Below are 26,933 nucleotides of genomic sequence, written 5' to 3'. Positions count from 1 at the left end.
GGGGTTTTATTGCTATGGCAGTCTGGGCTAGCCAGCTTGTTGTTTACAGTACACAGCGTGCTACGCGGCAAGCGCGGCAGGGCTCAGCGATGGCACTGTGCGGCCAACTCGCCTACGGTACGCAGCGCGCTGGTAAAGCGGTCGTCCAGTGGCTGGCAGCAGGAGATGCGCAGGGCGTTGCGGTAGCGGCCGCTGGGCGAATACAGCGGGCCGGGCGAGATGCTGATGCGCTCGTGAATGGCCAAGTCAAACAGCCGCACGGTGTCGTAGCCTTCCGGTAGCTCTACCCAGATCAGAAACCCGCCGCTGGGGTGGGTGGCGCGGGTGCCGGGGGGAAAGTGCTCGGCAATCATGGCGCGCACTTTGTCCACGTGCAGGGTGTAGCGTCGTTTCAGCGAGCGCAGGTGGTGGTCGTAGCCGCCAGACTCCAGAAACGCGCCCAGTGTTTCGCATAGCACCAGTGGCTCGGCAATCGAGCTGGCGAACTTCAGCTTCTTGATCTCTGTGCCAAAGCGCCCGCCTTCCAGCCAACCCACGCGAAAGTCTGGTGCCAGCGTCTTGGTATAGCTGGCGCACACGATGACCCAGCCGTCCTGGTCGTAGGCCTTCACCGCCGGCTGCAGTGCGTCGCCAAACTGCAGCTCGGCGTACAGTGCATCCTCGATCAGCGGCACTTCATAGCGGTTTACCAGTGCGGCCAACCTTTTCTTGTTGTCGGTAGACATGCTGCAGCCCAGCGGGTTGTGCACATTGGGCATGGCCACCACGGCTTGTACCCGTTTTTCTGTCAGCAGCATTTCCAGCGCATCCAGCGACAAGCCGTGCTGCGGGTCGGTGGGGATTTCCACGGCTTTCAGCCCCAGGCTGGCAAACAGTGGCAGCAGGTTGAAATAAGTGGGCGATTCGATGCCCACCGTATCGCCGTGGCGGCACACCGCGCGTAGCGCCAGCTGCAGGGCTTCCATGGCGCCGTGGGTGAGAATGATATTGTCGGCCTGTAGCGCCATGCCCAGCTCCAGCCCGCGGCGCGCTATCTGGGTGCGCAGGCGCTCGGAGCCCGGTGGCAGCGCGTAGTTGCTGACCAGCCCCGGGTTTTTGCGCAGTACCTGCCCCATCAGCCGCGCCAGCTTGCCGGCGGGGTAGAAGTCGCCGCCGCGCGGGCAGGCCAGTGCCATGTCGATATAGCCTGGCGTCTGCTGCGCCTGCAGCGCGGCGCCAATCAGGTCCAGCACCGCGCCGTCGGTGCCCTGCGCCGGGCCGGCTTCGCGCAGCGCGCCGCGTGCCGGCGAGGCCAGCCGCGCTTTCACGTAATAGCCGGATTGTGGCCGCGCCTCTACCAGGCCACGGTCTTCCAGCACGCGGTAGGCGGCCACCACGGTATTGAGCGACAGCTGGCGGCTGTGCGCCGTTTTGCGTACCGACGGCAAGCGCGAGCCGGGGGGCAGGGTGCCTAGGTTGATGGCGCTGGACAGGTCGTCGGCCAGTTGCTGGTACAGGGTGCTGGTTTCCATGGGGGGCCCGGTTGTAACAGTAGGCAGCAAAAATCATGGTGACAGTATTGGCTGCCTGCTAACTGTCACCATGACAATAATAAATTCTTGAGGCTGTCACCGGCAAGCGGCCTTCTCTACGATGGTGGCTACCCCTCACCGTCAAGGAAGCTGCCATGTTGAGCCTGCCACTACTGAGCTATGTCTCGCTGATGTCCATCACCCCTGGGCCCAATAACCTGATGTTGGCCGCATCGGGTGTAAATTTCGGTTTTCGCCGCAGCCTGCCACACCTGCTGGGTATCAGCATTGGCCATGGTGTGCAGGTGCTGGTGGTGGCCTTGCTGCTGGGCTGGGTGATGGCATTATTGAACCACTGGCGCCTGCTGCTTAGCCTGATGGGCTGTGGCTATCTGTTCTGGCTATCGTGGCAGGTGTGGCTGGCCGGTGCACCCGAGGCCAGGCAGGCCGTCACCCCCATGAGCTTTCTGGGGGCGGCGGCGTTTCAGTGGGTCAACCCCAAAGCCTGGGTGATGGTGGTGAATACCAGCCTGCTGTTCCTGCCCGTGTCTGCGGGCTGGCAACAGGCGCTGGCGCTGGCGGGGCTGTGTGCGCTGATCAACTTTCCCTGCATCTGCCTGTGGGCGGCGCTGGGGGACGGGCTACGCCGCTACCTGACCCAGCCGCGCGCGCGCAGGCTGTTTAATGGCGTGATGGCGGGGCTGATGGCGGCGACGGCAGCCTGGCTATTGTGGGACGAACTCACCCTGTTACAGGTACTGTAAATGACACAAAAAATACTGGGCTTGCTGGGCGGCATGAGCTGGGAATCCACCGTGCACTATTACAGCCACATCAACCGCTGCGTGCGTGATGCCCGGGGCGGCCTGCACTCGGCGCGTTTGCTGCTGCACAGTGTCGATTTCGACACCATCGCCACCCAGCAGCGGCAGGGCGACTGGGCGGGTGCGGCACAGCTGCTGGGCCAGGCGGGCAAAGGGTTGGCCGCAGCCGGTGCCGGCGCGCTGGTGATCTGTACCAACACCATGCACAAGGTGGCGGATGAGGTGGCTGCCCTGGCCGGCATCCCGTTGCTGCACATTACCGACCCTACCATCGCCGCGCTGCAGCGTGCCGGCGTCAGCCGGGTGGGCCTGCTCGGTACCCGCTTTACCATGGAAGACGACTTTTATCGTATCCGCCTGCAGGCAGCAGGCTTCCAGGTACACGTGCCTGGCGCAGAAGACCGTGCGGAGGTGCATCGCGTGATTTTTGACGAGCTGTGCCTGGGGCAGGTATTGCCGGCGTCGCGCCAGCGCTATCTGGCCATGATCGAGGCACTGCGGGCCGATGGCGCGCAAGCGGTGATTCTGGGCTGTACCGAAATTGCCATGCTGGTTAGCCCGGCCGATACACGCTTGCCTTTATTTGATACCGCACAGCTACACGCCGAAGCCGCTGCGGCCTGGCTCATACAGGCCTGAGCAGGATAACACTCGTATTTTCTAGCCATTTACGCATAATGTAAGCAGTCATCATGCAATGTAATGTTATCGAAAGGCTAGAGTGCGATGCGCGTTTCTTCCTGTCTGGCCGGTGGCCTGCTGCTAGGCAGCATGGCTTGGGCACAGGCTGCGCCGGTGTTGACGGTGTGTGCCGAGCCGTGGGCGCCGTTTATCGATATTGGTAGCAGCAAGCCTGCCGAGGGGCTGGTACCCGATGTGTTGGGCAGGGTGGCCGCTGTGCAGCAGGTACGTCTGAAATATGTTTTCAAGGCGGCAGCGGCCTGCCTGCGTCTGGCCAGGGAGGGCCAGGTGGACGTGCTGGCGTTTGCCAGCGCAGCAGACAGCCCACCCGGCTGGGTGCAAACGCGCCAGCCGCTGGTGTTCTGGGTGCTGAGTGCCTGGGTAAAGGCCAATAGCCCGCTGCAAAGCTATGACAGCCTGGACATGTTTCGCGGCCACCGTGTGGGCTGGGTAGCCGCCTACGACTACCCGGCAGCGCTGAAAGCGCATACCGACTGGCGCCGTGTAGACGTGCTGGACACGCAGCGTGGTATCCAGATGCTGGCTGGCGGCCGCATAGAGGTGATGTTTGACGACGCGTTGGCCACCGAAGGCGTGGCCAGCCATATCCGGCAACAGGTAAAGCGCCTGAGCCCGCTATTGGCCAGTGTCGGCCAGCCGCTGAGCTTGCGCCCGGGGCTGGAGACGCTACGCGACGCGGTAGATGTCGAGGCGGCTTTGCTACGCAAGCATGGCCAGCTGGACCATTTTTATCAGCAGCACTTTGGCATCAGCCTGGCGCAGGTACTGCAAGCCGTACAGTAAGGTCGGCATAGCTGGCAGTGCTTGAACAAAACCCCGTTGGCAGCGCAAACGGGGTTTTTTGCCGGGGGCGGCCAGGCGATAAGCCATGCTGCGCTAGCCCGCAGCCAGGTTTACAGCCGGTAGGTTTTCACTTCCTGGTCCAGCACGCTGGCCAGTGTGTTCAGGTGTTCGGCCAGGTCGGTCACGCTGTGGGCAGCGCTGGCGTTTTCTTCCGACATCTGCGCCACGGTTTCTACCTGCTGGGCAATGCTGTTGGCCGCAGCACCTTGCTCGCGGATGGCGCTGGCGATTTCCCCCACCACCCCTTTGTTATCGTCGGCAGCCCGTGCGATTTCCTGCATGGTCAGGCGTGCACGCCCGGTTTCCTGCACCCCGCTTTCCACGCTGCTCACGGCGCGGTTTACCCCGGCCGCTGCGTCGTCGGATTTGCCTTGCATGGTGTTGATCATCTGGGCGATTTCGGTGGTGGAGCTGGCGGTGCGTTCGGCCAGCTTGCGCACCTCGTCGGCCACCACGGCAAAGCCCCGGCCCATTTCGCCGGCACGCGCCGCCTCGATGGCGGCATTCAGCGCCAGCAGGTTGGTCTGGTCGGCCACGTCGCGTATCACGTTGATCACGCTATGGATGGCATTGGTCTGCTGGTTCAGCGCCTGCATGTGGGTAGACACATCGCGTACCGAGTCGGCCATGCTCAGGATGGTGCCGTTGCTGCTCTCGATAACCTGCTCGCCGTGGCGTGCCTTGTGGCCGGTGTCTTGTGCCAGGGTATTGGCTTCCTGCGTGCGGTCGGCCACGTGGTTGATGCTGACGGTAATCTGCTCCAGCGCGGCTGCCATGGACGACGCCGACTGGCTTTGCGCAGCCGAGCCGCTGGCAACCTGCCCGGCAGCACTGGCCAGGTTGGCCGCCGCCGAGGCCACGTCGGTAGACGACGCCGCCACGCGCTGCATGCTGGTGTGCAGGCGGCTGGCCAGCTGGTTGAAGTGGCGTAGCAGGCCACCCATTTCGTCGTCGTGGCGAATCTGGCAGCGGCGCGACAGGTCCAGGTGCTCGGTCATGTCGGCAATATCGCTGGCGGCATCGTTGATGCTGCCCACAATCTGGCGATAGGTCTGCACGGCAATGAGGCTGAGCGCCAGCAAGGCCGCACCGGCGGTAATCGCTAGCCACAGCAAGGCGCTTTGTTCTGCGTCTTTCAATGCCTGGTGGGCTGTGCGGCCCACCTGTTTGTTGTGTTCGATTTCTTTCAGCGCGGTATCTCGCACCTGCAGGAAATCAGTACGGGTGTTATTGAGCATGGCAGCTGCATTGGCCGTGTCATGCGCCTTGAATGCGGCCAACACCTGGTCGTAGCTCTGGTTGGTGCGGGCTACCCCACTGCGGAATGCTTCCAGCAGCTGTTTATCCGTGCTGTCGTTGACCAGGGCTTCGTAGCTTTGCAGATTGCGGTCTACCTGCTGGCGGTAGTCTTGGTAGGCAAGCAGGATGGCATCCTGGGCTGCGGCTTCTTCGGTGGCGACCAGGCTGAGCAAGGCGGCGCGTTGTTGCACAAAGTTCAAGCTGGCGGTGCCTAGCAGCTCGATGCTGGGCACGACATCTTCGGCGATCACTGCCGACTTTTCTTTGATACTGGCAAGCTGTACAAAAGCAATCAGCAAAATCGTGGCAAATGCCGTAACAGCAACCAGCGTTTGTAACTGCAAGCGGGTGGCAATTTTCATGAGACGCCTCTAACCGGTTAGGTGGGTTGATCTTGGTTTGAGTTGTGCTGTGCTGTGATGTGGCTGGGGCTGGCCGCCCATGGCTTGTTAAGGCAGGTGTGTGCCGCGGACCTGGGTGTATTGGTACGGGTTGCACAAGCAAACCTTATAGCACTTATGCGTAATCTTAATGTGTAATTTATAGATATCGATTGATTTTATAGCAACATGACATGTTGCGTTGCGTCAAGTTCATTGCGTTTTGTGCGCACATAGCAAAAAACCACCCTGTTCGCCGGCCCGGCAGGGTGGTTTTGTTTGCAGCCTGCGGGGGCAGGTGCGGGTGTGTGTGGGCTGACTAGGCTGCGCCGCAGCCGCGCCGGGTTGGCCGGCGCGCAGCGTGCAGGCTAGCCCAGCTCTTTCATCAGCTCCTTCACCCGTACGATGCGCATGGCCACGTCCGGTATCGGGCTTTCCACGCGTAGTTTGTCCTGGCCGGCCAGCTTGTAGTTACGCTTGCTCTGGATCAGCTGGATGATCTTCATCGGGTCGATCGGCGGGTTCGGCACAAAAGTCAGCTGGATGGCTACCTCGCTGGCATCCAGCTTCTGGATACCCATCTCGCGTGCGGCCAACCTGAGCCGGTGGCTTTCGATCAGCGTTTTCACGTTTTGCGGTGGCAGGCCGAAGCGGTCGATCAGCTCCTCGTGGATGGTGTCGATCTCGTCTTCGCTGTCGCAGGTGGCCAGCCGCTTGTAGATCACCAGCCGCTCGTGCACGCCGGGGCAGTAGTCGTCTGGCAGCAGGGCCGGGCTGTGCAGGTTGATTTCGGTGGTCACGCCCAGTGGTGCGTCCAGGTCCGGCTCGCGCCCCTTTTTGAGGTCGCGCACGGCCTGCTTGAGCATTTCGGTAAACAGGCTAAAGCCTACCTCTTGCATCTCGCCCGATTGCCCCTCGCCCAGCACCTCGCCGGCACCGCGGATTTCCAGGTCGTGCATGGCCAGATAGAAGCCCGAGCCCAGCTCTTCGGATGCCTGAATCGCTTCCAGCCGCTTTTGTGCGTCACGCGTCATGCCGTCGCCACTAAGCAGGTAGGCGTAGGCCTGGTGGTGGCTGCGGCCAACCCGGCCGCGCAGCTGGTGCAGCTGGGCCAGGCCGAACTTGTCGGCGCGGTTGATCAGGATGGTGTTGGCGTTGGGGATGTCGATGCCGGTTTCGATAATGGTGGAGCACAGCAACACGTTGTAGCGCACCTGCAGGAAGTCGCGCATCACTTGTTCCAGCTCGCGCTCGCGCAGCTGGCCGTGTGCCACCGCTATGCGCGCCTCTGGTACCAGCTCGGCCAGTTTTTCGCGCATGTTTTCGATGGTGTCTACCTCGTTATGCAGGAAGAACACCTGGCCGCCACGTTTGAACTCGCGCAGCATGGCCTCGCGGATAATGCCGTTGTTAATGGGGCTGACAAAGGTTTTGACTGCCAGCCGGCGCGATGGCGCGGTGGTGATGGCCGAGAATTCGCGCAGGCCTTCCAGCGCCATGGACAGCGTGCGCGGGATCGGCGTGGCGGTGAGGGTGAGCACGTCCACATTGGCGCGCAGGCGCTTGAGCTGCTCTTTCTGGCGCACGCCAAAGCGGTGCTCTTCGTCGATGATCACCAGCCCCAGGTTCTTGAAGCTCACGTCCGGCTGCACCAGTTTGTGGGTGCCGATGACGATATCGATGCTGCCTGCGGCCAACCCTTCCATGGCCTGCTTCACTTCCTTGGCGCTCTTGAAGCGCGATAGCTCGGCAATGCGCACCGGCCAGTCGGCAAAGCGGTCGCTAAAGTTCTGGAAGTGCTGCTCGGCCAGCAGGGTGGTGGGCACCAGTACGGCCACTTGTTTGCCGCCCATCACCGCCACAAAGGCGGCGCGCAGCGCGACTTCGGTTTTGCCAAAGCCCACGTCGCCGCATACCAGGCGGTCCATCGGGCGGCCGCTGGTCATGTCGTGGATCACCGCCTCGATGGCGGTGGCCTGGTCGGGGGTTTCTTCAAAGCCGAAACCGGCGGCAAAGGCGTCGTAGTCGTGGTGGTTCAGCGTAAAGCTGTGGCCTTCGCGCGCGGCGCGCTGGGCGTACAGGTTCAGCAGCTCGGCGGCGGTGTCGCGGGCTTTTTCGGCGGCGCGTTTTTTGGCTTTGTCCCAGGCCGGGCTGCCCAGGCGGTGCAGCTGCACATTGTCGCTGGCGTGGCCGGCGTAGCGGCTGATCAGCTGCAGCTGCGCCACCGGCACGTACAGCGTGGCGCCTTCGGCGTACTCCAGCTGCATCATTTCGGTTTCGCCTTCGCCCAGGTCGATGGACACCAGGCCCATATAGCGGCCAATGCCGTGCGATTCGTGCACCACCGGGTCGCCTACCTTGACCTCGGCCAGGTCGCGCAGCATGGCGTCGTTGTTGGCCGCCGTTTTGCGGCGCTTGCCCTGGCTGCGGGCAATGTGCTGGTACAGCTCGGCCTCGGTCACGATGGCGATGCCGGCGTCGTGCAGCTCGAAACCGTTAAACAGCGGCGCGTGAATCAGGCCCAGCGCCGACGTGCTGTCGACAAAAGTCTGCCAGCTGTCTACCGGCTGCGCCTTGATACCGTGCTCTTGCAAAAAGTGCTGCAGGGTTTCGCGGCGGCCCAGGCTTTCGGCAGCAATCAGCACGCGGCCGCTGTAGCGGCGGGTGAAGTCGGCCAGCTTGGTGAGCGGGTTGTCGGCGCGGCGCTCTACCGCCAGCTCCGGCAGCGGCAGGTAGCCGCAGTCGCCGCTGCCGGACATGTCCAGCCGGGCATAGGGTTTGATGGCGCCCATCAGCTCGTCCGGGCGCAGGAACAGCTCGGCCGGGGCCAGCACCGGGCGCTCCGGGTTGCCACCGGCCATATTGTGGCGGCTTTGCGCGTCGCGCCAGAAGTCTTCGGCGGCGGCCATCACATTGCCGTGCAGGATCAGCTGTGCGCTGTCGCCCAGGTAGTCGAACAGCGTGGCGGTGTGCTCGAAGAACAGTGGCAGGTAGTACTCGATACCAGCCGGCCACAAGTTATTGGACACATCCTTGTAGATGCGGCTTTTGGACGGGTCGCCGTCTATCTTTTCGCGGTAGTGCTGGCGAAAGGTGGTGACGGCGGCTTCGTCGGTGGGGTATTCGCGTGCCGGCAGCAGGCGGATCTCCGGTACCGGGTACAGGGTGCGCTGGGTGTCGGGGTCGAAGGTTTTCAGGCTGTCGATTTCGTCATCGAACAAGTCAATGCGGTAGGGCAGGGCACTGCCCATGGGGAACAGGTCCACCAGCCCGCCACGAATCGAAAACTCGCCCGGTGCCACCACTTGCGATACGTGCTGGTAGCCGGCGGTGACCATGTCGGCGCGCAGCCGGTCTACGTCCAGGCGCTGTTTGAGCTTGAGCCAGAAGGTACGGCCCAGCAGAAAGCTCATCGGTGACAGCCGCGTGATGGCGGTGGTGAGCGGCGCAATCACCACATCGCACTCGCCATTGCGGATTTGCCACAGCGTGGCCAGGCGCTCGGAGACCAGGTCGCTGTGCGGCGAAAAATGGTCGTAGGGCAGGGTTTCCCAGTCGGGCAGCAGGGCGATACGCCACGCGGGGCGGAAGAAGGGCAGCTCTGCCTTTAGGCGCTGGGCATCTTGTGCGCTGGCGGTCAGGATCAGGATAGGTTGGCCGCTATCCGGCAGCGCGGCTATCAGGGCGCTGTCGGCGCTGCCAGCTGGCAGCGCCAGCAGGGTCTTCTGCCCGTTTGCGGGCCACTGTCGCAAAGTGGTGGTCATATCGCTACACATTCTCAAAGAGGCAGGTATTATAGAGCCACACTGGGCCGACAGCTGCGTCAGACAGCGACCTTCATCATGAATCCAGTGTCCCGCCCGTAAGTTCACCACAGAATGAATACAGCCTGCTGGCACAGGGGCGGGGCGGCATTACGATAAAACAGGCAGGGGAGAGGTGGAAAAAAACACCATAGGTGCGCTGGTCGCACTGATTTTGTTTGCAACAGGCATGCTGTTCTGGCCACAACAGTGGCAGGGGGCGTTGCCGATGGCCGCCTTTGTGGCCCATGCCATGATGGCCTGGCGTTTTGCTGCCGGGCGTTTTGGCGTGGTGTGGTGGTGGGGTGGCCCGGTGGCGCTGCTGGCACTGCTGACCATGCCCTTGCCCGAAGCCGTGCTATGGACCCTGTCTTTTGCCAGCATGCTGCTGGCCCTGTCCCGCGTGCTGCCTGCCGCCGATTACCGGCTCGTATCCCTCTCCTCCCTTTTGCATTTGCAGCTGCGCTGTGCCGTGCCTGCTGCGTTCCTGGTGGCTACGTTGGCCGGCGTCATGCCTGCTGCTAGCTGGCCCGTGCTATTGCAGCATTTCTTGCTGGCCTGGCTGACGCTGGGGCTGGTACTGCCGCTGGCCTATGCCAGCTTCCCCAGTGTGGTGATGCGCCGTGACACCCTGTGGCTGATGCTGGCTACCGTGCTGGCGGGCGGGGGCTTGTGGGCGCTGCAGCGCCAGGCGTGTTTTACGTCTTGCCTGCTGGCCTTTTTGCCGCTGCTGTTTCTTGCCGCGTTGCGGGGCGGGCTGACCGGGGTGGCCGGGGTAGGGGTGGCGCTGCTGTTTACCTTGTCCTTGCCTGGCTTGCTGTCTGGCCAGCCGTGGCTGCCGGGTCTGAACCCGGCCGGCTGGTTACTGGTGGCGATTCTGGTTTTGCTGGCCGGTATGGTGGCGGTATTTGGCGATGGCTACCGCCGCCGCGAGCGTTTGCTGCAAGACGTGCAGGCGCGTTTTGAGTCGCTGCTGAACCAGAGCACCAGCCTGATGACGCTGAAAGACCTGGATGGCCGCTACCTGGTGGTAAACCTGAACTTTGCCCGGCTGTTTGGTTTGTCGCCGCTCCACTTCAAGGGGCGCGCTTCCCGCGATGTATTTGCCGCCGAAGAAGCCAAGCTGATTACCGAGCATGACCTGCAGGTGCTACGCAGCCTGGAGCCGCGCCAGTTCGAAGAAAACATTACCGTAGACGGCCAGAGCCTGCGCATGCTGTCCAGCGTGTTTCCGCTATTTGATAGCGAAGGCCTGCCCTCGGGCGTGGGCAGTATTTCGGTAGACATTACCCAGCGTGCAGCCGAAGAGCGTTTGCGCCAGGAGGCGGTGGAGAAGTACCGCGCGGTGGTAGAGCAATCCATGGTGGGCATTTACATCACGCAAGAAGAAGTGCTGATGTATGTGAACCCCAAGCTGGCCGATCTGGTGCAGTACAGTGCCGACGAGCTGGTTGGCCGCCATATTGTCGAGGTTCTGCCGCCGGGAGAGGCGCAGCGTATCGGTGCGCAAATCCGCCGTCGCATTGCTGACAATATCCAGAACATGCACTACACCACGCGTCTGCTGCGCAAGGATGGCGAGGAGGTGGATGTAGAAGTGCACAGCCGCCTGTTTGACTACCAGGGCCGCAAGGCGATTATCGGCGTGGTGATGGATATCTCCGACCGCGTGGCCGCCAGCGCCGAGCTGCGCCTGGCCGCCACCGTATTCGACAATGCCACCGAGGGCATTCTGGTGACCGACGCCGAGGGCCGCATCGTCATGGTGAACCAGGCGTTTACCCGCATTACCGGCTTTGGCTCGGACGAAGCCATTGGCCGGGTATCGCGCATGCTGCGCACGGCCAACCGCGAGCGCAACCGCGCGCTGGTCGAGTCGCTGGAGCGCGACGGGCACTGGAAAGGCGAAATGTTCGACCGCCATAAAAGCGGCGACCCCTACGTGGCCGAGCTGTCCATCAGCGCGGTGCGGGCAACCCACGGCGGGCTGACGCACTATGTAGGCGTGTTTTCCGATATCACCGGCCGCAAGCAGGCCGAAGACCGCCTGCAGTTTCTGGCCAGCCACGACCCGCTCACCCGCCTGCCAAACCGTAGTGCGCTGATCGAGGCCATCGACAACACCATTATCGAATCAGCCGAGGCCGTGCCGGCGCTGGCGCTGATGTTTATCGACCTGGACCGCTTCAAGCTGATTAATGACTCGTTTGGCCACCAGGCTGGCGATGAAGTGCTGCACGAAATCGCCGCGCGGCTCACCCAGTCTGCACAGCGTTTTGGCCTGGTAGCGCGGCTGGGCGGCGATGAGTTCACGCTGCTGGTCAGCGATTTTGACAGCCACGAAGCACTGGGCCGCATGGCCGAAGAAGTGTTGGCCGCGCTGGCCCGCCCCATGCGGGTAGAGCAGCACGAGGTCTTTGTCAGCGGCAGTATCGGTATCAGCGTGTACCCCAACGACGGCATAGACGCCGCCACGCTGCTGAAAAATGCCGATGCCGCCATGTACCGCGCCAAAGAAGCCGGCAAGAACACCTACCAGTTCTTTGATGCCGAGATGAACACGCAAACCTTCGAACGCCTGCTGATGGAAAGCGGTTTGCGCCAGGCACTGGAGCGGCGCGAGTTCGAGCTGCACTATCAGCCGCAGGTTTCCTGCGATGGCATGGCACTGGAAGGCGTGGAGGCGCTGATACGCTGGCGCCACCCGCAGCTGGGGCTGGTACCGCCTGGGCGCTTTATCCCGCTGGCCGAAGAAACCGGCCTGATCAAGCCCATCGGTGCCTGGGTGCTGCGCGAAGCCTGCCACCAGATGGTGGCGTGGGACAAAGCCGGCATGCGTGTGCCACGGCTGGCGGTCAATTTGTCTGCCCGGCAGTTCGAGCAGCAAACCCTGCTGAAAGAAGTAAACGACGTGCTGGCGGCTACCGGCCTGGCCGCCTCGCGGCTGGAGCTGGAAATTACCGAGTCCATGCTGATGCAAAACCCGCAGGAGGCCATCTCGCTACTGGGCGAGCTCAAAGCGCTGGGGGTGAAGCTGTCCATCGACGACTTCGGCACCGGGTATTCCTCGCTGTCCACGCTCAAGCGCTTCCCGCTGGATTACCTGAAGGTAGACCGCTCGTTTATCGAAGGCTTGCCGGATGACGGTGATAGCGCTGCCATTACCGAAGCCATTATCGCCATGGCGCGCAAACTGCACTTCACCGTGATTGCAGAGGGGGTGGAAACCGCTGCACAGGGCGCGTTCCTGCGCCAGGCAGGCTGCGCCATTTTGCAGGGCTATTTCTTCAGCAAGCCGCTGCCGGCTGGCGAGCTGGTGCAATGGTTGGCCGCAAGCCAGCAGCAGGTTCCCCTGCTGATAGAGGGCGACGACGAGCTGTAGCCGGCTGCTGCGGGCAAGGGCGGCCATTTAGCGCTACAATGCGCGGCTCTATTGATAAGGTGATGCCTCATGAGCAACAAGAAACTCATTCACGGCTTTCATGCCGTTAATGCCCGCCTGTGGCAAAACCCGAAATCCGTGCTGGAAATCTTTCTGGCTGGCGGCCGTCAGGACGCCCGCGCCCAAGCCGTGCTGGACAAAGCCGCCAGCGAAAGCGTGAAAGCCCACATTGTGGACAAAGCCCGCCTGGACAGCCTGACCGGCAATGCCCGCCATCAGGGCGTGGTGGCCATGATCGACGCCAACCAGAACTTCGTTACCCTGGATGACGTGCTGGAAAACCTGTCCGAGCCGCCGCTGTTGCTGATTCTGGACGGCGTGACCGACCCGCATAATCTGGGTGCCTGCCTGCGCGTGGCCGACGCCATGGGCGCGCACGCCGTCATCGCCCCGAAAGACCGCTCCGCTACGCTGAATGCTACCGTATCGAAAGTAGCCTGCGGCGCTGCCGAGGTCATGCCCTACATCACGGTGACCAACCTGGCGCGCACCCTGCGCGACCTGAAAGACGCCGGGGTGTGGATTGCCGGCACCACCATGGAAGCCGATACCGACCTGTATCACTTTGACGCCAGCGGCCCGCTGGCCTGGGTGATGGGGGCCGAAGGCGAGGGTATGCGCCGCCTGACGCGTGAACACTGCGACGTGCTGGTGTCCATCCCCATGTTTGGTACCGTAGAAAGCCTGAACGTGTCGGTATCGTCCGGCATGGTACTGAGCGAAAGCCGCCGTCAGCGCGTGCTCAAGCAGGGTTAAGCCCTGCAGCGTGGCCGCGGCCAACCAGGGTTTGCGTAGCAGGGGCTGGCCGGGCAGGCCAGCCCCTGCTGTTTTGTGCGCCCGGCTTTTATCGCTACGCCCCCAGTGGCTGCCTGTACGCTACTGCTCGTGCTAGCCTTGTTTTTGAAAGTGGAAATGAATTTACTTTCAATAAAAAACGAGGAATAAGGGCGATGAAGAAACTAGCACTACTGTTAATAATGGCGCTACCTGCCAGCGTAATGGCCGCCACTGGCGTGGCCACTCACCATGCTTTACTGACCTGTATGCCGGATCAGCGGCAGGATGGTGTGGTCAGTGAGGAATTCAACAAGCTGTTTCCCGAGCTGATCAACCAGGCCATTGCCAAGGTAAAAAGCGGCACCGTTACCGAAGCGTATTTTCTGGATGAAAACTACCGCAATGGCGCGGCTTTTCTGGTGAAGGGCAAGACGGGTACCGAAGCCCGCGCCAACGCCGAACAGTTCAAGCAGGAAACCGAAAAGCTGCTGACCAAGTTCAAGCTGCCCTTCAAAGGGCGCTGCATGGTAGGCGGCAAAATGGTACTGCCCAAATAAGCCGTACCGCGTGTTGTTACCGCCGAACCGCCACCGCATGTGGCGGTTTTTTATTGCCACCTTGCAGGAACGCGAGCGTCGTCGCCTTGTCTGCATACCCTTGTGGGGTATATAGTCATCAACAACTGACACAGGGAGGCGTTATGCAACGTCGTCATTTTCTGAAAGCCGCCGGCCTGCTGGCCGTGGCGGTACCCGCGCTACGCCAGGCGCAAGCACAAACCGCCATGGACCACGCCGCCATGGGCCACGATATGGGCCACGCCATGCCTGCGCCCGCGCCCGCCGCCCAGGGCCTGAGCCTGCCGCGTGGCGAGCATCTGCCCGCCCTGCAGCCGCTGGTCAACCAGGCGGCAGAGCCCGGCCGCTTTGCCGCCAGCCTGCGTGCGGCGCCGGTGCAGGTGGCGCTGTGGGGCGATGCACGGCAAACCACCTTCTGGGCTTTTAACGATAGCGTGCCCGGCCCGCTGATCGAGCTATGGGAAGGCGACGAAGTCGATATCGGCTTTGATAACGCGCTGCCGCAGCCCTCTACCATCCACTGGCATGGCATGCCGGTACCGCCAGCCGAGGATGGCAACCCGCAAGACCCGGTAGCGCCCGGCAAGGGGCGCCACTACCGTTACACCCTGCCGCCAGGCTGCGCTGGCACCTACTGGTACCACCCGCACCCGCATGGCCACACCGCCGAGCAGGCGTTTCGCGGCCTGGCCGGGCCGATTATCGTGCGCAGTAAAACCGACCCGCTGCGCCACCTGCCAGAGCGCCACCTGCTGCTATCCGACCTGAAACTGGCAGCCGATGGCCAGATTGCGGCCAACGATATGGCCGACCTGCACGATGGCCGCGAAGGCCAGTTCGTGCTGATCAACGGCGCGTGGCAGCCAGTGATCACGCTGGGTGAGGGCGAGCGCCAGCGCTGGCGCATCTGGAACGCCAGCAGCAGCCGCATCATCAAGCTGGCACTGCCGGCGCACGAGGTGCAGCTGGTGGGCACCGACGGCGGCCTGATCGGCGCGCCGCAGCCGGTAGACAGCGTGCTGCTGTCGCCAGGCGAGCGCTGCGAGCTGGTGGTGACCGGCCGCTTCAAGCCCGGCCAGCCGGCGGGGCTGATCAGCCAGCCCTACGCGCGCGGCAAGCGCATGCACCCGGAGCAAGAAAAAGACGACACGCTGGCCAGCATTGTGGCCTATGGCATGCGGCCAACCCTGGCGCTGCCCGCCAGCCTGCGCCCTATCGCGCCGCTGGGCGCACCGGGCTTTCGCCGCAAGATCGTGTTATCCGAAAACATGGCCGACCCGAAAGCGCCGTTCCTGATTAACGGCCAAAGCTACGACATGAACCGCATCGACGGCACCGGGCAGGTTGGCCGCATCGAGGAATGGGAGGTCATTGCCGACGCGCACATGGACCACCCCTTCCACTTGCACGGCACGCAGTTCCAGGTACTGGCGCGCACCGTGGACGGCATCTGGGAGGACGAGCCTTTCCTGGCCTGGCGCGATACCGTCAACGTACCCGCTGGCGGCATGGTGCGCCTGCGCTTCGTGCAAACGCTGCCTGGCCTGCGCATGTTCCACTGCCACATCCTGGAGCACGAAGACCGGGGCATGATGGCGCAAATCGACTTTTTGCCGGGGTAAGCCATGAGCGAACAACACGACTGCTGCAGCAGCCCGAAAAGCGTGGTGCAACCCGACAAGGCCGCACTGATGAAGCGCCTGGCGCGGCTGGAAGGCCAGGTGCGCGGCATTGCCGGCATGATAGAAGGCGACCGCTACTGTGTGGATGTACTCACCCAGATCGCCGCCGCGCGTTCGGCGCTGGACGCGGTGGCGCAGCAGCTACTGGAAAACCACCTCAAGGGCTGCGTGGCCCGTGCGGTAAACGAAGGCAATAGCGACGAGGCCATCGCCGAGGTGATGGCCCTGCTCAAGAAAATGCGTTGAACAGGAGAGCAAGCATGAACCAGCACATCATCAAGGTAGACGGCATGACCTGCGGCGGCTGCGCCGCTGGCGTTACCCGCGCGCTGCAGGCCGTGGCCGGCGTGGCCGAAGTACAGGTAGACCTGGCCAGCAAGGCCGTGACCATCCGTTTTGATGGCGACGCACAGCCCGCCGCCTGGCAGCAGGCCGTAGAAAACGCCGGTTTTGATGTAATCGGCTGACACACTGGCCGCTGCGGGCGGCAAATACCTGAATATCCACGCGTTTGGCTTGCTAGCGCAGGCCAAACTCCGTACAATCTTCAGCTTTTAACCCTTGCCCTTCGCTATCGCGCATGACGAAGGGCTTTATAGCCACAAGGAGTTCACATGCGGCATTACGAAATCGTGTTCATCGTCCATCCGGATCAGAGCGAACAGGTTGGTGCTATGGTTGAGCGTTACAAGGGCATGGTCCTGAACGCTGATGGCAAGATCCACCGTCTGGAAGACTGGGGCCGTCGTCAACTGGCTTACCCGATCCAGAAAGTTCACAAAGCTCACTACGTTCTGATGAACGTTGAGTGCGCTCCGGAAACTCTGGCCGAGATCGAGCACGCCTTCAAATTCAACGACGCCGTTCTGCGTCACCTGACCATCAAGATGACTCGTGCTATCACCGAAGCATCCCCGATGATGAAGGACGAAAAGGCCAAGAGCCTGCTGGAAGGCCAGCAAGCTGCAGCCGAGGCTGAAGTAGCTGCCTAATTGGGCAACACTGCATCCTTGCAGAACCGACTTGAACTGACCGTTACGGTCGAACGCGAAGACCCTTTGCGACACACCCCAGCCGGCATGCCGGTACTGGAAATGTGGCTAAGGCACCACTCCCGGCAAACCATTGCCACCCTGGAACGCGACGTGTCCTGCGAAATACAGGCCGTAGCCATGGGGGAGCTAGCCAAACAGCTGGCAGGGAAGATGGCAGGAAACACCGTGCACTGCACAGGCTTTCTGAATCAGCGCAGTCTCCGTAATCCGCGGTTGGTTCTACACATCGAATTTGTTGAATTTGTTAAAGGTTAATCACATGGCTCGTCAACTCTTCAAGCGCAAGAAGTTCTGCCGCTTTACCGCGGAAGGCATCAAGGAAATCGACTACAAATCCGTTGATCTGCTGAAGGACTTCATTGCCGAAAACGGCAAAATCATCCCGGCCCGTATCACCGGCACCAAAGCAGGCTATCAGCGTCAGCTGTCCGAAGCCATCAAGCGCGCGCGCTTCCTGGCCTTCCTGCCGTACACCGACCAGCATTAATTCCGGGATAAGGATACGACAAGATGCAAATCATTCTGCTCGAACAAGTTGCTAACCTGGGTGTACTGGGTGACGTGGTAAACGTGAAGAACGGCTACGCCCGTAACTTCCTGATCCCGCAAGGCAAAGCAAAACGCGCAACCGCCGCTAACCTGCAAGAATTCGAAGCTCGCCGTGCAGAGCTGGAAGCCAAACAGGCTGAAATTCTGGCAGACGCGAAAGCGCGCGCTGAAAAACTGGTAGACGCTTCCTTCACCATCGCTCAAAAAGCAGGTGTTGACGGCCGTCTGTTCGGTTCCGTAACCAACGTTGACATCGCCGAAGCCATCACCGCTACTGGCGTTGCAGTTAAGCGTTTCGAAGTTCGTCTGCCGAACGGCCAGCTGAAGGCTATCGGTGAGTACGACGTTGAAATCGCTCTGCACCACGACGTGGTTGCTGCAGTGAAGATCGTTGTTGTTGCTGCTGTTTAATCCAGCGTAACGGCATCATCAAAAAAGCCGCCTTCGGGCGGCTTTTTGTTTTTCTGCGCCGCCATGTCGCGCCGGCCAAAGCTAGTGTCCTGTTTCTGAACGATTTTTCTGCCGTCATGGTCGATAATGTCTAGACATTATTGGAGAAAATCATGGAAACCCTGATTGTGCTGTGCGCGGTCTACTTTCTGCTGATGCCTATCGTGGGTGGTGCCTTGGCCTTTCTGGCCGGTGCCGTGCGTACCCGCCTGACGGCACAGCCCAAAGCCCTGTCTGGCTGGCACCCGCTGAACCCGTACTACAAGCTGTCGCCCTACCATTTCGGCAAGCGTTAAGCGCACCGGGTGGTCAAAAAATAGCCCCGCATTGCGGGGCTTTGTCGTTTTTATTTGTATCGATAATTTTATGTAAATAGAGATTTAGAATGTCGTTTTTCTATATATGGTTGCCAATATTTTATTAGGATGGGTTCATCTATGCTTTTAATGCCATTTGATAAATCAAGAGAATGCATGCTCTTTTTGCTGAATGAGGTGTGCATAAATGAAGAATCAAATGACGCTAATTGCATTGCTTTGCTTGCCAGTGGTTTTGGTTGCGTGCGGTGGCGGTGGTGGAGGTGGTGACGCTGCGGCGCCTGTAGTGCCGACAAGTTCTTCCGGTACAACCACAGTGTCACCTGCCAGTAATGACTTTACCGGCAGCGTTACCAAGCTACTGGATACGAATGACTTGCGCGGGGGCATGTTTAGCAAAGGGCTCAGCCTGGTGGCTAATGCCAGCGATCTTGTGCAAACAGTCAATGGCGCTGTCACCAAGTTTTCTGTCAATTCGCTAGCGGGTAGCTATGGCGTGAAAGAAATGCATGGTGATCAATGGTATGCGGTAGGTCGCTGGAATAAAGGCACCGCTACGGTAGGTTTCACTAAAAACATTACCTTGGCAGACGCCAATGCTGCGCATTATTTGATTTACCATCCGGCGACCAGCTCTTATGGCACTACTCTGGCGGGTGCCAAGCTGTCTTGCGCTGACATGCACACGACCAAGCCCTCAACAGATAGCACGATTACCTCCGCCACTATCAGCAATGCCACACTTGCCGTAAAAGCGGATGGGACGGTTGATGCTGCTTTTACCATTACAGCTGATAGTAGTAGTGGCAAGGTCGCCAGACAGTTTGCGGGTAGTGCGGTTTGGGCCAACTCCGCTTATGCCGCAGTGAATCTGGGTCTGGATGGTGGTAGTGCGGATACTAAAAATGGCAGTTTGATGGTTGGTGCACATGCGGCCAACCAGATTATGGTGGGCGGTACGTATAGCCTTGGTGGTCATCCGGCAGTATATAGCCTAGTCTGCAAAGTAACGTCCTAGTGACACTATCCCGGATGAGGGATTTCAGCATGCTGCAGTAGCAGCCAAGCCGCACAAGCCCCGAAAAGCCTGAGCATGTTAGGCATGCCCGGGTTTTTCTCATTTCAGAGCCAGCGCCATCTGCAGGCAGTCGCGGTATTGCCCGGCCTGGAAGGCGTCACCTTTCAGCAGCGCTTCTTGCTGAAAGCCCAGCTTACGGTACAGCGCTATGGCCGCGGCGTTATCGGCAAATACGGTGAGTTCCATGCGGCGGTAGGGTTGGTAATCGCGTACCTGCTGCACCATGGCGGATAGCAGTGCGCTGCCCACGCCACGGCCTTGCCAGGCTGGCGCTACCGAAATGCCCACGCCGACAATGTGCGCCAGCCGCGGGTTGTCGTGCGGTGCCCAGCTGCCGCAGTGGCCGATGAGGGCACCGCCCGCGTCGCAGGCGACCAGCACGGTGCCGCCGTGCCTGGCCAGCCGTTTTTGCCACTGGGCCGCGGTGGGGTAGGGCAGCTGCAGCGTGTTGCCGTAGGTGCTGTCGTGGGCCATCAGGGCGGCCATGCCGGCGGCGTCGCCCGGCTCGGCGTGGCGCAGGCTGAACGGGCTGCCTGCGGGTACGCGCTCGACTGCCTGGTGGCTCGATGCGCCCAGTGGCTCACCCAGCTCGCCCTCACGAAAGCGCAGCCGCGCCATCAGCACAGCATCTTCGTACACCCCCTCGCGCAGGTTGAAGCCACGGCTGACGCCTTCGTGGCGGAAGCCAAAGCGCTCGTATAGCGCGATGGCGCCGTGGTTGTCGTGCACGGCGTCCAGCTCGATGCGCTTCAGGTCCAGCCAGTTGTCGGCGTAGTCCAGCACCGCGCGTAGCAGGGCGCTGCCCACGCCCTTGCCCTGCCAGTCGTCACGTACAAACAGAAAAAACAGCGCGCTATGGCGGCGGCGCAGGCTGTGCCCGGGCAGATGCAGGCCGCCACAGCCCACCAGCTCGCCGCTTTCGGTACAGGCTACCAGCGCGTGGCTGGTTTCCGGGTAGTTATCCAGAAAGGCCTGGGTGGCCGCCAGCGACTGGAACGGCTGCTGCAGGGTATTGCGTACGACGCCGGGCGATTGGCGCAGGCGGAACAGCGCAGCCGCATCGGTGGGCTGCAGGCGGCGGATGGTATAAGCCATGGGGGCTCCCGGCGTTGATGGGTTGTGGCGGCGGCTGGCCGTACCCGAAGCACTACCTTGCCATTGCCGCCCGCCGCATGGCAACTGCCCGTACGGGCAAGCCGGCACGGGCAGCAAGGTTGGCCGCAGGCGCGTGGCAGCTTAGCGTTTGGCCTGGGTGGCGCGGTCTACCAGTACCATCAGGTGCTGGTAGGGGATGCCGCCGTGTTCGGACAGGCCGATCTCGCAGGTGGCGCTGGTGGAGAAACCGCTGCCGCAGTCGCGTACTTGCTGGCGCAGGCCGGTCAGCGCGCTTTCGTTCAGCTCCGGGTGGCTAAAGCCTTTGTCGCCGGCAAAGCCGCAGCAGGTAATGCCCTTGGGTTCCAGTACCTGCGTGGCGCAGCGGCTTGCCAGCGCGTTGAGCATGCCGGCCTGGCCTTTTTTGCGCATGCTGCACACCACGTGCAGTGCCACCTGCTCGTCTTGCGGGGTGAAGCTTAGGTGTTCAGCGGCCACTTCGTGCACAAAGCTGGTCACGTCCATCACCTGCAGGCGCGGGTCGCGGATGCCGTCCAGCAGCGCAGCGGTACACACACCGTTGTCGATGATCACTGGCAGGCGGCCGTTATCGCTGGCGGCCAGCAGCGCTGCCTCCAGCTCGCTGACCTTTTTATCGGCAGCATCCTGCGCGCCCTTGGACTTGAACGGCGTACCGCAGCACAGGTTGGCCAGCCCGTCGGGGTAGACAATGCCGTAACCGGCCTTGCCCAGTACCGACGCCACCACTTCGTTCAGCGGGCGCTGGTCTGGCATATGGCGCGACGGCACAAAGGTACGGGTAAGGCAGGACGGCAGGTACACCACCTGGCGCGGGCTGTGCGCGTTGACGCCCAGCGTTTTCATCTGGCCGGCAGCACGCGGGAAGTAGCGGTTCCAGCGCGGGATATGGCGGCCGCCCACCTTGCGCAGCGTGCGCATCACGCCGCCGGTGGCGCCGTCGCCGGCCACCGCGTGCACGATGTCCAGCGCTTTCAGGCCCAGCTTGGCACCGGTGGTGGCGCTGGCAAAGTTGTCGGCCAGCGTATTGGCCACCGCCCAGCCTACATCGCTCAGGCTGGCCTGGCGGATCAGGCTGGTGAGGCTGCCGGTATTGATGCCTACCGGGCAGGCTGTTTCGCACAGGCCACAGGTGGTACAGGTCTCGTCGCCAGCGTACTGGTAGGCGGCGCGGATCTCGGCCAGGCGTTCGCTGTCGCCGGTTTTTTCCAGCAGCGCCATTTCACGGTTGGCCACAATGCGCTGGCGCGGGGTCAGGGTAATGGCGCGGCTGGGGCACATCACTTCGCAGAAGCCGCACTCGATGCACTTGTCGATCAGCGGGTTGGCCGCAGGGATCGGCTTGAGGTCGCGTACGTGCAGTAGCTTGTCGTGCGTAATGATCACATCCGGGTTCAGGATGCCCTGCGGGTCGAACAGCGCCTTGATCTCCTGCATCAGGCGGTAGGCGGCCGGGCCCCATTCCATCTCCACGAACGGCGCCATATTGCGGCCGGTGCCGTGCTCGGCTTTCAGCGCGCCCTCGTATTCCACCGCCACCAGCTGGCACACCGCCTCGATAAACGCCTCGTAACGGGCGATCTCGGCCGGGCCGCTAAAGTTGGGGGTAAACACAAAGTGCAGGTTGCCTTCCAGCGCGTGGCCGAAAATGATGGCCTCGTCGTAGTGGAACTGGCGGAACAGCGCCTGCAGCTTCAGCGTGCCTTCGGCCAGGTGCTCGATGGGGAAGGCCACGTCTTCGATAATCACCGTGGTCTCGGCGGCGCGCATCGCCCCCACGCTGGGGAACATGCCTTTGCGGATGTTCCAGTACTGCGTGTACTCGGCCACGTCGCTGGTAAAGCGGATGCCGGTTTCGGTGGCGATGTGCGCAATAAAGCCGCTGATGGCTGCCACGTTGGCCGCAATGGCGTCCGGGGTGGCGGCGCGGGTTTCGATCAGGATGGCGGCGGCGTCCGGCCCCAGTGTCTTGATGAAGTCCGGCACGCCGGCCTTGTTTTCTACCGATTTCAGGCTGGCGCGGTCCAGCAGCTCGGCGGACGACACCACGTCCTTGTGCTGCGCCAGGATCTGGATGGCGTCACAGGCGGCCTTGATGTCGGGGTAGAACACCAGGGCCGAGGCCTTGTGCGGGTGCTCTACCACGGTGTGGTAGGTTACCTCGGACACAAAAGCCAGCGTGCCTTCGCTGCCCACAATCAGGTGCGCCAGCATGTCCACCGGGTCGGCAAAGTCCAGTAGCGCATTCAGGCTGTAGCCGGTGGTGTTCTTCATTTTGTACTTGCGGCGGATGCGCGCGGCCAGGGTGTCGTCGGCCAGAATGCGTTGGCTCAGCGCAGCCAGCTGCGCCAGCAGGCTGGCGTGGCTTGTGCGGAAGGCGGCCACGCTGGCGGCGTCGCCGGTGTCCAGTACGGTGCCATCGGCCAGTACCATGCGCAGCGATTTCAGCGTCTGGTAGGTGTTCTCGGCGGTACCGCAGCACATGCCGCTGGAGTTGTTGTTGACGATGCCGCCGATCATGGCCGAGTTGATGGTGGCCGGGTCGGGGCCGATCTTGCGGCCAAACGGCAGCAGCGCGGCGTTGGCTTCGGCACCGATCACGCCCGGTTGCAGGCGGATCGCCAGGCCATTATCCAGCACTTGCAGGTTTTTCCAGCCATGGCTGGCCACAATCAGAATGGAGTCGCTCACGGCCTGGCCCGACAGGGACGTACCGGCAGCGCGGAAGGTCACCGGTAGCTGCAGGCTGGCTGCTTCGCGCAGGATGGTGCGGACCTCGGCTTCGTTTTCGCTCTTGATCACCACCTTGGGCGTCAGCCGGTAACAGGAAGCGTCCGTGCCGTAAGCCAGGGTAGACAGCGGGTCGGTAAATACGCGGCGCGCAGGCAGGGTTTCCAGAATGCGTTGATGGAATTCGCGGTAAGCACCTTGCAGCATGTCACTCTCCGGCGGCGTAGGCCTGTTGGTTTTGTGGATAGGTGATGTTGCCATACTTTATTACCGTACCCATCAGGGGTTTGCCCTTGATTATGCGCTGCGGTTAAGCTGCAAAATCATCCGGAGGAAAAGCGATGCTTATCGAAAAAGACGATGCCACGCTGTTGGTGGTGGATATACAGGAAAAGCTGGTGCCCGCCGTGCTGGACGCCGACGGCATGGTGGCGCGCTGCCACTGGCTGATTGCGGCGGCGGTCGATCTGGGGCTGCCGGTGGTGTTTTCCGAACAGTACCCGCAAGGGCTGGGTGGCACCTTGCTGCAGTTGCTGGAGGCCGCACCGCAGGCTGACGTGGTGGAAAAGCTGCATTTTTCCTGCGTGGCCGGCCAGTGTTTGCCCGACGGCCTGATGTCGCGCCGCCAGGTGATTGTTTGCGGTATGGAAACCCATGTTTGCGTGCTGCAAACGGTGATGGAGCTGTTGCAGGCCGGCAAGCAGGTGTTTGTGGTGGCGGATGCCGTGTCCAGCCGCGGCGAGCTTAACCGCGAGTATGGCCTGCAGCGCATGCGGGAAGCGGGGGCGGTGCTGGTAACGCGGGAAATGGTGCTGTTCGAGTGCTTGCGGGTGTCGGGGTCGGCACTGTTCAAACAGATGAGCAAGCGCTACCTGGTTGGCGATCAGCCCTAAAATGGTGCATGGCTGCCGTGGTGTACGGCGCCCAAAAAAGCAAAAGGTTGGCCGCATCGCTGCGGCCAACCCCTAGCTTGTTGAGATGACGGCTTGGCCGTTCTGGTTCTCCCTCTATCAAACCTGGCGCCCCGCAGTGTGCGTGGCGCAATATCCTGAAAAGAAGCCCCGAATTGGCGCTTTGCACCAATTCGGGAAGCTTTTGCACCAAATCCGTGCAAAAATATTTCCCTCTCCACGCTGGGTTTAGTCAAACCCGGCCCAAAATGCGGGAAACAACACCTGTCGCTCCAAAGAGCAGGGTTTATTAAGCAAGCAGTGTGCCAGCCATGTGGGTGTCGATGGATTCGGCTAGGCAATGGCGGCTGCTTGCCGGGGTCTTCATGGGTATGAGGCATACCGGGCCAGGCAAGATGGGGCGAGGGGAAGCAACAGGGTGGCAGCCTTAACAGGCAGAGGCCGGCGTGCAGAGCGGGCGGGTCAAACGGCGGCGCGGGCGCGGTGGTCTGGCTGTGTGGCCGGGTGGTGCGGTGCGACAAACGGTACGGCACAGGCTAGCCACGGCCATGGCTGGCCTGTGCCGCACCCGTTTTCAGGTCTTACTGGCTTTTAAAGCGTACGCGGTAGCTGCGGTCGGCGTATTTCAGGTCCAGCAGCCAGTCGCCGCTGCCGCTGATGCATACCGGCAGGGTGACCTTGGCTTGCCATTGTGTGTTGCCATCGACAAAACGGTAGCGGTTAAAGCCCATGTCCATTTTTTCCATGGAGAACTCCGCCGCCGGTGCCGCCCCGGCTGTCTTGCCGAGGGTGATCAGGAAAGGCTGGCTGTGGTGCGGGGTGCGGTCAAAGCGCAGTACGCTGCCGTCCGGCAGGGTGCAGCCTTGCTGCAAGTTGCTGCAGCTTACGTCCTGGCGCTGTAGCTCGCTGCCTTTGTTCTGTAGGTACCAGTAAATCAGCCCGGCTTTCAGCATGGCAAAGCAGATCAGGGCCATGCCGACAAACAGCCATTGCTGGCGGCTGAGTTTCTTCATTGCCAGGCCCCCCGCATTTGCGCTACGCCGTGGGCACCGGCCTGTCTGGCTTGATCCAGGTTGGCCGCAGACAGCCCGCCCAGGGCAAAGACCGGCAGCGGTGCGGCGGGGGCCAGGCAGCTCGCCAGGCCGCCCCAGCCCAGTGCGGGCTGGCCGGGGTGGCTGGCGGTGTCTTGTACATGGCCCAGCAGGGCGTAGTCCAGCCCCAGTGTGGCGGCGTGGGCCAGCTCGGCGCTGCTGTGGCACGACGCGCCCACCCAGGCAAAGTGCGGGCGTGCTTCGCAAGCGGCCAACCGTGCACTATTCAGGTGCACGCCGTCCACCGGCCAGCCTTTCAGCCATGCCGGGTCGGCGTTGACGATGAGCTTGCCACCACGCGGGTGGATGATCTCGCTGATTTCACCTACCAGTGCGGCCAACTGTTCGCGGCTTTTTTGCGGCTCGCGCACGATTACCCACGGGGCATCCTGGCGCTGTGCCAGCTTGTGCAGCAGCGTGTCGCGCCCGGTTTCGCTGATGCAGGTGAGGTTCAGTACGTCTGGCAGCTGCAGCGAGCGCAAGATGGGGTCGTTCGCCGGCAGCATGGGTTTCACCGACAGGTGGCCAGGCTGCTGCCAGGCAAAGGCCTGGCCTTCGTGCGGCTGCGGCTCGCCCTGCCACGCCCAGATGCGGTAGAACAGCAGTTCTACTGAGGCGTGCTCGTAGTGGTGTACGCGGCGCAGCCAGGGGGTGGCGTGGGTCACGGTGATGCCCATTTCTTCCTGGAATTCGCGTACCAGAGCATCGAATGGCGCTTCGCCGGCTTCTACCTTGCCACCGGGGAACTCCCAGTAGCCCGGGTAGGGTTTGCCGGCCGGGCGGCTGCCCAGCATGAACTGGCCGTCAGCGCGCATCAGCGCGCCGGCGACCACGGGAATAGTGTGCTTGTGTTCAGTCATGGTGCCCAGGGTTGGCCGCCAGGCGGCCGGTGTCGGGTTTAGTGGCCCAGCTCGGCCACGCGCTCGGCGGGGCTGCGCCCGGCCCAGTCGCAGGCAAACTGCCAGGCCACACGGCCGGAGCGGCTGCCGCGCAGCTGGCTCCATTGCAGTGCGGCGCGTTCGGCTTCGGCATCTAGCGGCAGGCTGAAATGGGCCAGCCAGCCGCGCACGGCGGCCAGGTAGGCGTGCTGGTCAAACGGGTAGAACGATAGCCACAGGCCAAAGCGGTCGGATAGCGACACTTTTTCTTCGGTGGTTTCACCGGGGTGGATTTCGCCATCTTTCACCCAGCCTTCGCGGTTTTCACTGGCGCGCTCGGGCATCAGGTGGCGGCGGTTGGAGGTGGCGTACACCAGCAGGTTGGCCGCACGCTGCGCCAGGCCGCCATCCAGCGCAGACTTTAGCGCTTTATAGCTGTCTTCGCCTTCCTCAAATGACAGGTCGTCACAAAACAGGATGAAGTGCTCCGGCCGCGACGCCACCAGTGCCACGATCTGGCCCAGGTCGGGCAGGTGGGTTTTGTCGACTTCGATCACCCGCAAGCCCTGCGCCGCATACTGCGCCAGCAGGGCCTTGATCAGCGACGACTTGCCAGTGCCGCGTGCGCCGGTCAGCAGCACGTTGTTGGCCGGGCGGCCAGCCAGAAACTGCTCGGTATTGCGCACGATCTGCGCTTTCTGGCGCTCGATATCGGTCAGGTCGGCCAGCCGCACGGTGTGCGGGTCGTGGATGGCTTCCAGCCAGCCGCTCAGCCCGGCGCGGCACCAGCGAAACGCGGGGGCCGACCAGTCTGGCTGGGGAATGGCCGGTGGTAGCAGCGGCGCCAGGCGGTCCATCAGGGCTTCGGCGCGGGTGAGAAAAGCGTCCAGTTTGTCCATTGC

24 protein-coding genes are annotated in these 26,933 nt (G+C 62.2%); 16 read left to right on the top strand and 8 right to left on the bottom strand.

What is annotated here, in order from left to right:
- Nucleotides 1-83: 83 nt before the first annotated feature.
- A complete protein-coding gene (locus tag FLQ44_RS00660; RefSeq protein ID WP_147692613.1) occupies nucleotides 84-1,511 on the bottom strand; it encodes an aminotransferase-like domain-containing protein in 1,428 nt (475 codons plus the stop codon).
- A 155-nt stretch (nucleotides 1,512-1,666) separates the two neighbouring features.
- On the opposite strand from FLQ44_RS00660, the gene FLQ44_RS00655 reads away from it, so the two are divergent.
- From FLQ44_RS00655 to FLQ44_RS00645, 3 genes are all read left to right on the top strand, one after another.
- A complete protein-coding gene (locus FLQ44_RS00655) occupies nucleotides 1,667-2,275 on the top strand; it encodes a LysE family translocator (protein ID WP_147692612.1) in 609 nt (202 codons plus the stop codon).
- On the top strand, nucleotides 2,276-2,974 hold the full coding sequence (locus tag FLQ44_RS00650) for an aspartate/glutamate racemase family protein (protein WP_147692611.1): 699 nt from the start codon (nucleotides 2,276-2,278) through the stop codon (nucleotides 2,972-2,974).
- Nucleotides 2,975-3,061: 87 nt separating this feature from the next.
- On the top strand, nucleotides 3,062-3,820 hold the full coding sequence (locus FLQ44_RS00645; protein ID WP_147692610.1) for a substrate-binding periplasmic protein: 759 nt from the start codon (nucleotides 3,062-3,064) through the stop codon (nucleotides 3,818-3,820).
- Nucleotides 3,821-3,930: 110 nt separating this feature from the next.
- Here the strand turns inward: FLQ44_RS00645 and FLQ44_RS00640 are convergent, their stop codons facing one another.
- Nucleotides 3,931-5,541 carry a methyl-accepting chemotaxis protein gene (locus FLQ44_RS00640; RefSeq protein WP_147692609.1) on the bottom strand — a complete coding sequence of 537 codons (1,611 nt, stop codon included), beginning with the start codon at nucleotides 5,539-5,541 and terminating at the stop codon, nucleotides 3,931-3,933.
- 386 nt (nucleotides 5,542-5,927) lie between these two features.
- Complete coding sequence (mfd, locus tag FLQ44_RS00635; protein WP_147692608.1) at nucleotides 5,928-9,323, bottom strand: transcription-repair coupling factor; 3,396 nt, start codon at nucleotides 9,321-9,323, stop codon at nucleotides 5,928-5,930.
- Nucleotides 9,324-9,498: 175 nt separating this feature from the next.
- Here mfd and FLQ44_RS00630 point away from each other — a divergent pair, with 175 nt between their 5' ends.
- From FLQ44_RS00630 to FLQ44_RS00575, 12 genes are all read left to right on the top strand, one after another.
- Nucleotides 9,499-12,744: an EAL domain-containing protein gene (locus FLQ44_RS00630; RefSeq protein WP_240801143.1), complete on the top strand. Its 3,246-nt coding sequence runs from the start codon at nucleotides 9,499-9,501 to the stop codon at nucleotides 12,742-12,744.
- A gap of 69 nt (nucleotides 12,745-12,813) precedes the next feature.
- The gene (rlmB, locus tag FLQ44_RS00625; RefSeq protein WP_147692607.1) at nucleotides 12,814-13,560 is read left to right on the top strand and encodes a 23S rRNA (guanosine(2251)-2'-O)-methyltransferase RlmB; all 747 of its coding nucleotides are present in this window, start codon (nucleotides 12,814-12,816) and stop codon (nucleotides 13,558-13,560) included.
- Between the two features lie 194 nt (nucleotides 13,561-13,754).
- The gene (locus FLQ44_RS00620) at nucleotides 13,755-14,138 is read left to right on the top strand and encodes a hypothetical protein (protein WP_147692606.1); all 384 of its coding nucleotides are present in this window, start codon (nucleotides 13,755-13,757) and stop codon (nucleotides 14,136-14,138) included.
- A gap of 143 nt (nucleotides 14,139-14,281) precedes the next feature.
- The gene (locus FLQ44_RS00615) at nucleotides 14,282-15,781 is read left to right on the top strand and encodes a multicopper oxidase family protein (protein WP_147692605.1); all 1,500 of its coding nucleotides are present in this window, start codon (nucleotides 14,282-14,284) and stop codon (nucleotides 15,779-15,781) included.
- A 3-nt stretch (nucleotides 15,782-15,784) separates the two neighbouring features.
- Nucleotides 15,785-16,087 (top strand): metal-sensitive transcriptional regulator, encoded by a 303-nt coding sequence (locus tag FLQ44_RS00610; RefSeq protein ID WP_147692604.1) that lies wholly within the window; start codon nucleotides 15,785-15,787, stop codon nucleotides 16,085-16,087.
- Between the two features lie 14 nt (nucleotides 16,088-16,101).
- Nucleotides 16,102-16,308 carry a heavy-metal-associated domain-containing protein gene (locus FLQ44_RS00605; RefSeq protein ID WP_017509976.1) on the top strand — a complete coding sequence of 69 codons (207 nt, stop codon included), beginning with the start codon at nucleotides 16,102-16,104 and terminating at the stop codon, nucleotides 16,306-16,308.
- Between the two features lie 147 nt (nucleotides 16,309-16,455).
- Nucleotides 16,456-16,833 carry a 30S ribosomal protein S6 gene (gene rpsF, locus FLQ44_RS00600; RefSeq protein WP_017509977.1) on the top strand — a complete coding sequence of 126 codons (378 nt, stop codon included), beginning with the start codon at nucleotides 16,456-16,458 and terminating at the stop codon, nucleotides 16,831-16,833.
- Nucleotides 16,834-17,151 carry a primosomal replication protein N gene (gene priB, locus FLQ44_RS00595; protein WP_338117442.1) on the top strand — a complete coding sequence of 106 codons (318 nt, stop codon included), beginning with the start codon at nucleotides 16,834-16,836 and terminating at the stop codon, nucleotides 17,149-17,151.
- Nucleotides 17,152-17,155: 4 nt separating this feature from the next.
- Nucleotides 17,156-17,383, top strand: coding sequence for a 30S ribosomal protein S18 (rpsR, locus tag FLQ44_RS00590; protein ID WP_017509979.1), 228 nt, complete (start codon nucleotides 17,156-17,158; stop codon nucleotides 17,381-17,383).
- 23 nt (nucleotides 17,384-17,406) lie between these two features.
- A complete protein-coding gene (gene rplI, locus FLQ44_RS00585; protein ID WP_147689220.1) occupies nucleotides 17,407-17,856 on the top strand; it encodes a 50S ribosomal protein L9 in 450 nt (149 codons plus the stop codon).
- A gap of 152 nt (nucleotides 17,857-18,008) precedes the next feature.
- Nucleotides 18,009-18,191, top strand: a complete 183-nt coding sequence (locus FLQ44_RS00580; protein ID WP_147692603.1) for a hypothetical protein — start codon at nucleotides 18,009-18,011, stop codon at nucleotides 18,189-18,191.
- 208 nt (nucleotides 18,192-18,399) lie between these two features.
- Complete coding sequence (locus FLQ44_RS00575; protein ID WP_147692602.1) at nucleotides 18,400-19,230, top strand: hypothetical protein; 831 nt, start codon at nucleotides 18,400-18,402, stop codon at nucleotides 19,228-19,230.
- Nucleotides 19,231-19,329: 99 nt separating this feature from the next.
- Here FLQ44_RS00575 and FLQ44_RS23430 read toward each other — a convergent pair whose 3' ends face one another.
- Nucleotides 19,330-20,385, bottom strand: coding sequence for a GNAT family N-acetyltransferase (locus FLQ44_RS23430; protein WP_170252700.1), 1,056 nt, complete (start codon nucleotides 20,383-20,385; stop codon nucleotides 19,330-19,332).
- 141 nt (nucleotides 20,386-20,526) lie between these two features.
- Nucleotides 20,527-23,358: an FAD-binding and (Fe-S)-binding domain-containing protein gene (locus FLQ44_RS00565; RefSeq protein ID WP_147692601.1), complete on the bottom strand. Its 2,832-nt coding sequence runs from the start codon at nucleotides 23,356-23,358 to the stop codon at nucleotides 20,527-20,529.
- Between the two features lie 134 nt (nucleotides 23,359-23,492).
- On the opposite strand from FLQ44_RS00565, the gene FLQ44_RS00560 reads away from it, so the two are divergent.
- On the top strand, nucleotides 23,493-24,044 hold the full coding sequence (locus FLQ44_RS00560; RefSeq protein WP_147692600.1) for an isochorismatase family protein: 552 nt from the start codon (nucleotides 23,493-23,495) through the stop codon (nucleotides 24,042-24,044).
- Nucleotides 24,045-24,643: 599 nt separating this feature from the next.
- Here FLQ44_RS00560 and FLQ44_RS00555 read toward each other — a convergent pair.
- The 3 genes from FLQ44_RS00555 to FLQ44_RS00545 are packed head-to-tail and all read right to left on the bottom strand — an operon-like array spanning nucleotide 24,644 to nucleotide 26,930.
- Nucleotides 24,644-25,075: a hypothetical protein gene (locus FLQ44_RS00555; RefSeq protein ID WP_147692599.1), complete on the bottom strand. Its 432-nt coding sequence runs from the start codon at nucleotides 25,073-25,075 to the stop codon at nucleotides 24,644-24,646.
- Complete coding sequence (locus FLQ44_RS00550; protein WP_147692598.1) at nucleotides 25,072-26,013, bottom strand: Nudix family hydrolase; 942 nt, start codon at nucleotides 26,011-26,013, stop codon at nucleotides 25,072-25,074. The genes FLQ44_RS00555 and FLQ44_RS00550 overlap by 4 nt, the downstream gene beginning before the upstream one ends.
- A gap of 38 nt (nucleotides 26,014-26,051) precedes the next feature.
- Nucleotides 26,052-26,930: an ATP-binding protein gene (locus tag FLQ44_RS00545; RefSeq protein WP_147692597.1), complete on the bottom strand. Its 879-nt coding sequence runs from the start codon at nucleotides 26,928-26,930 to the stop codon at nucleotides 26,052-26,054.
- Nucleotides 26,931-26,933: the final 3 nt, after the last annotated feature.

It is taken from the genome of Vogesella mureinivorans (genome assembly GCF_007644035.1).
GTDB classification, from domain to species: domain Bacteria; phylum Pseudomonadota; class Gammaproteobacteria; order Burkholderiales; family Chromobacteriaceae; genus Vogesella; species Vogesella mureinivorans.
The sequence above is the reverse complement of the archived record's forward strand: the minus strand, read 5'-3'. Positions and strand labels throughout refer to the sequence as shown.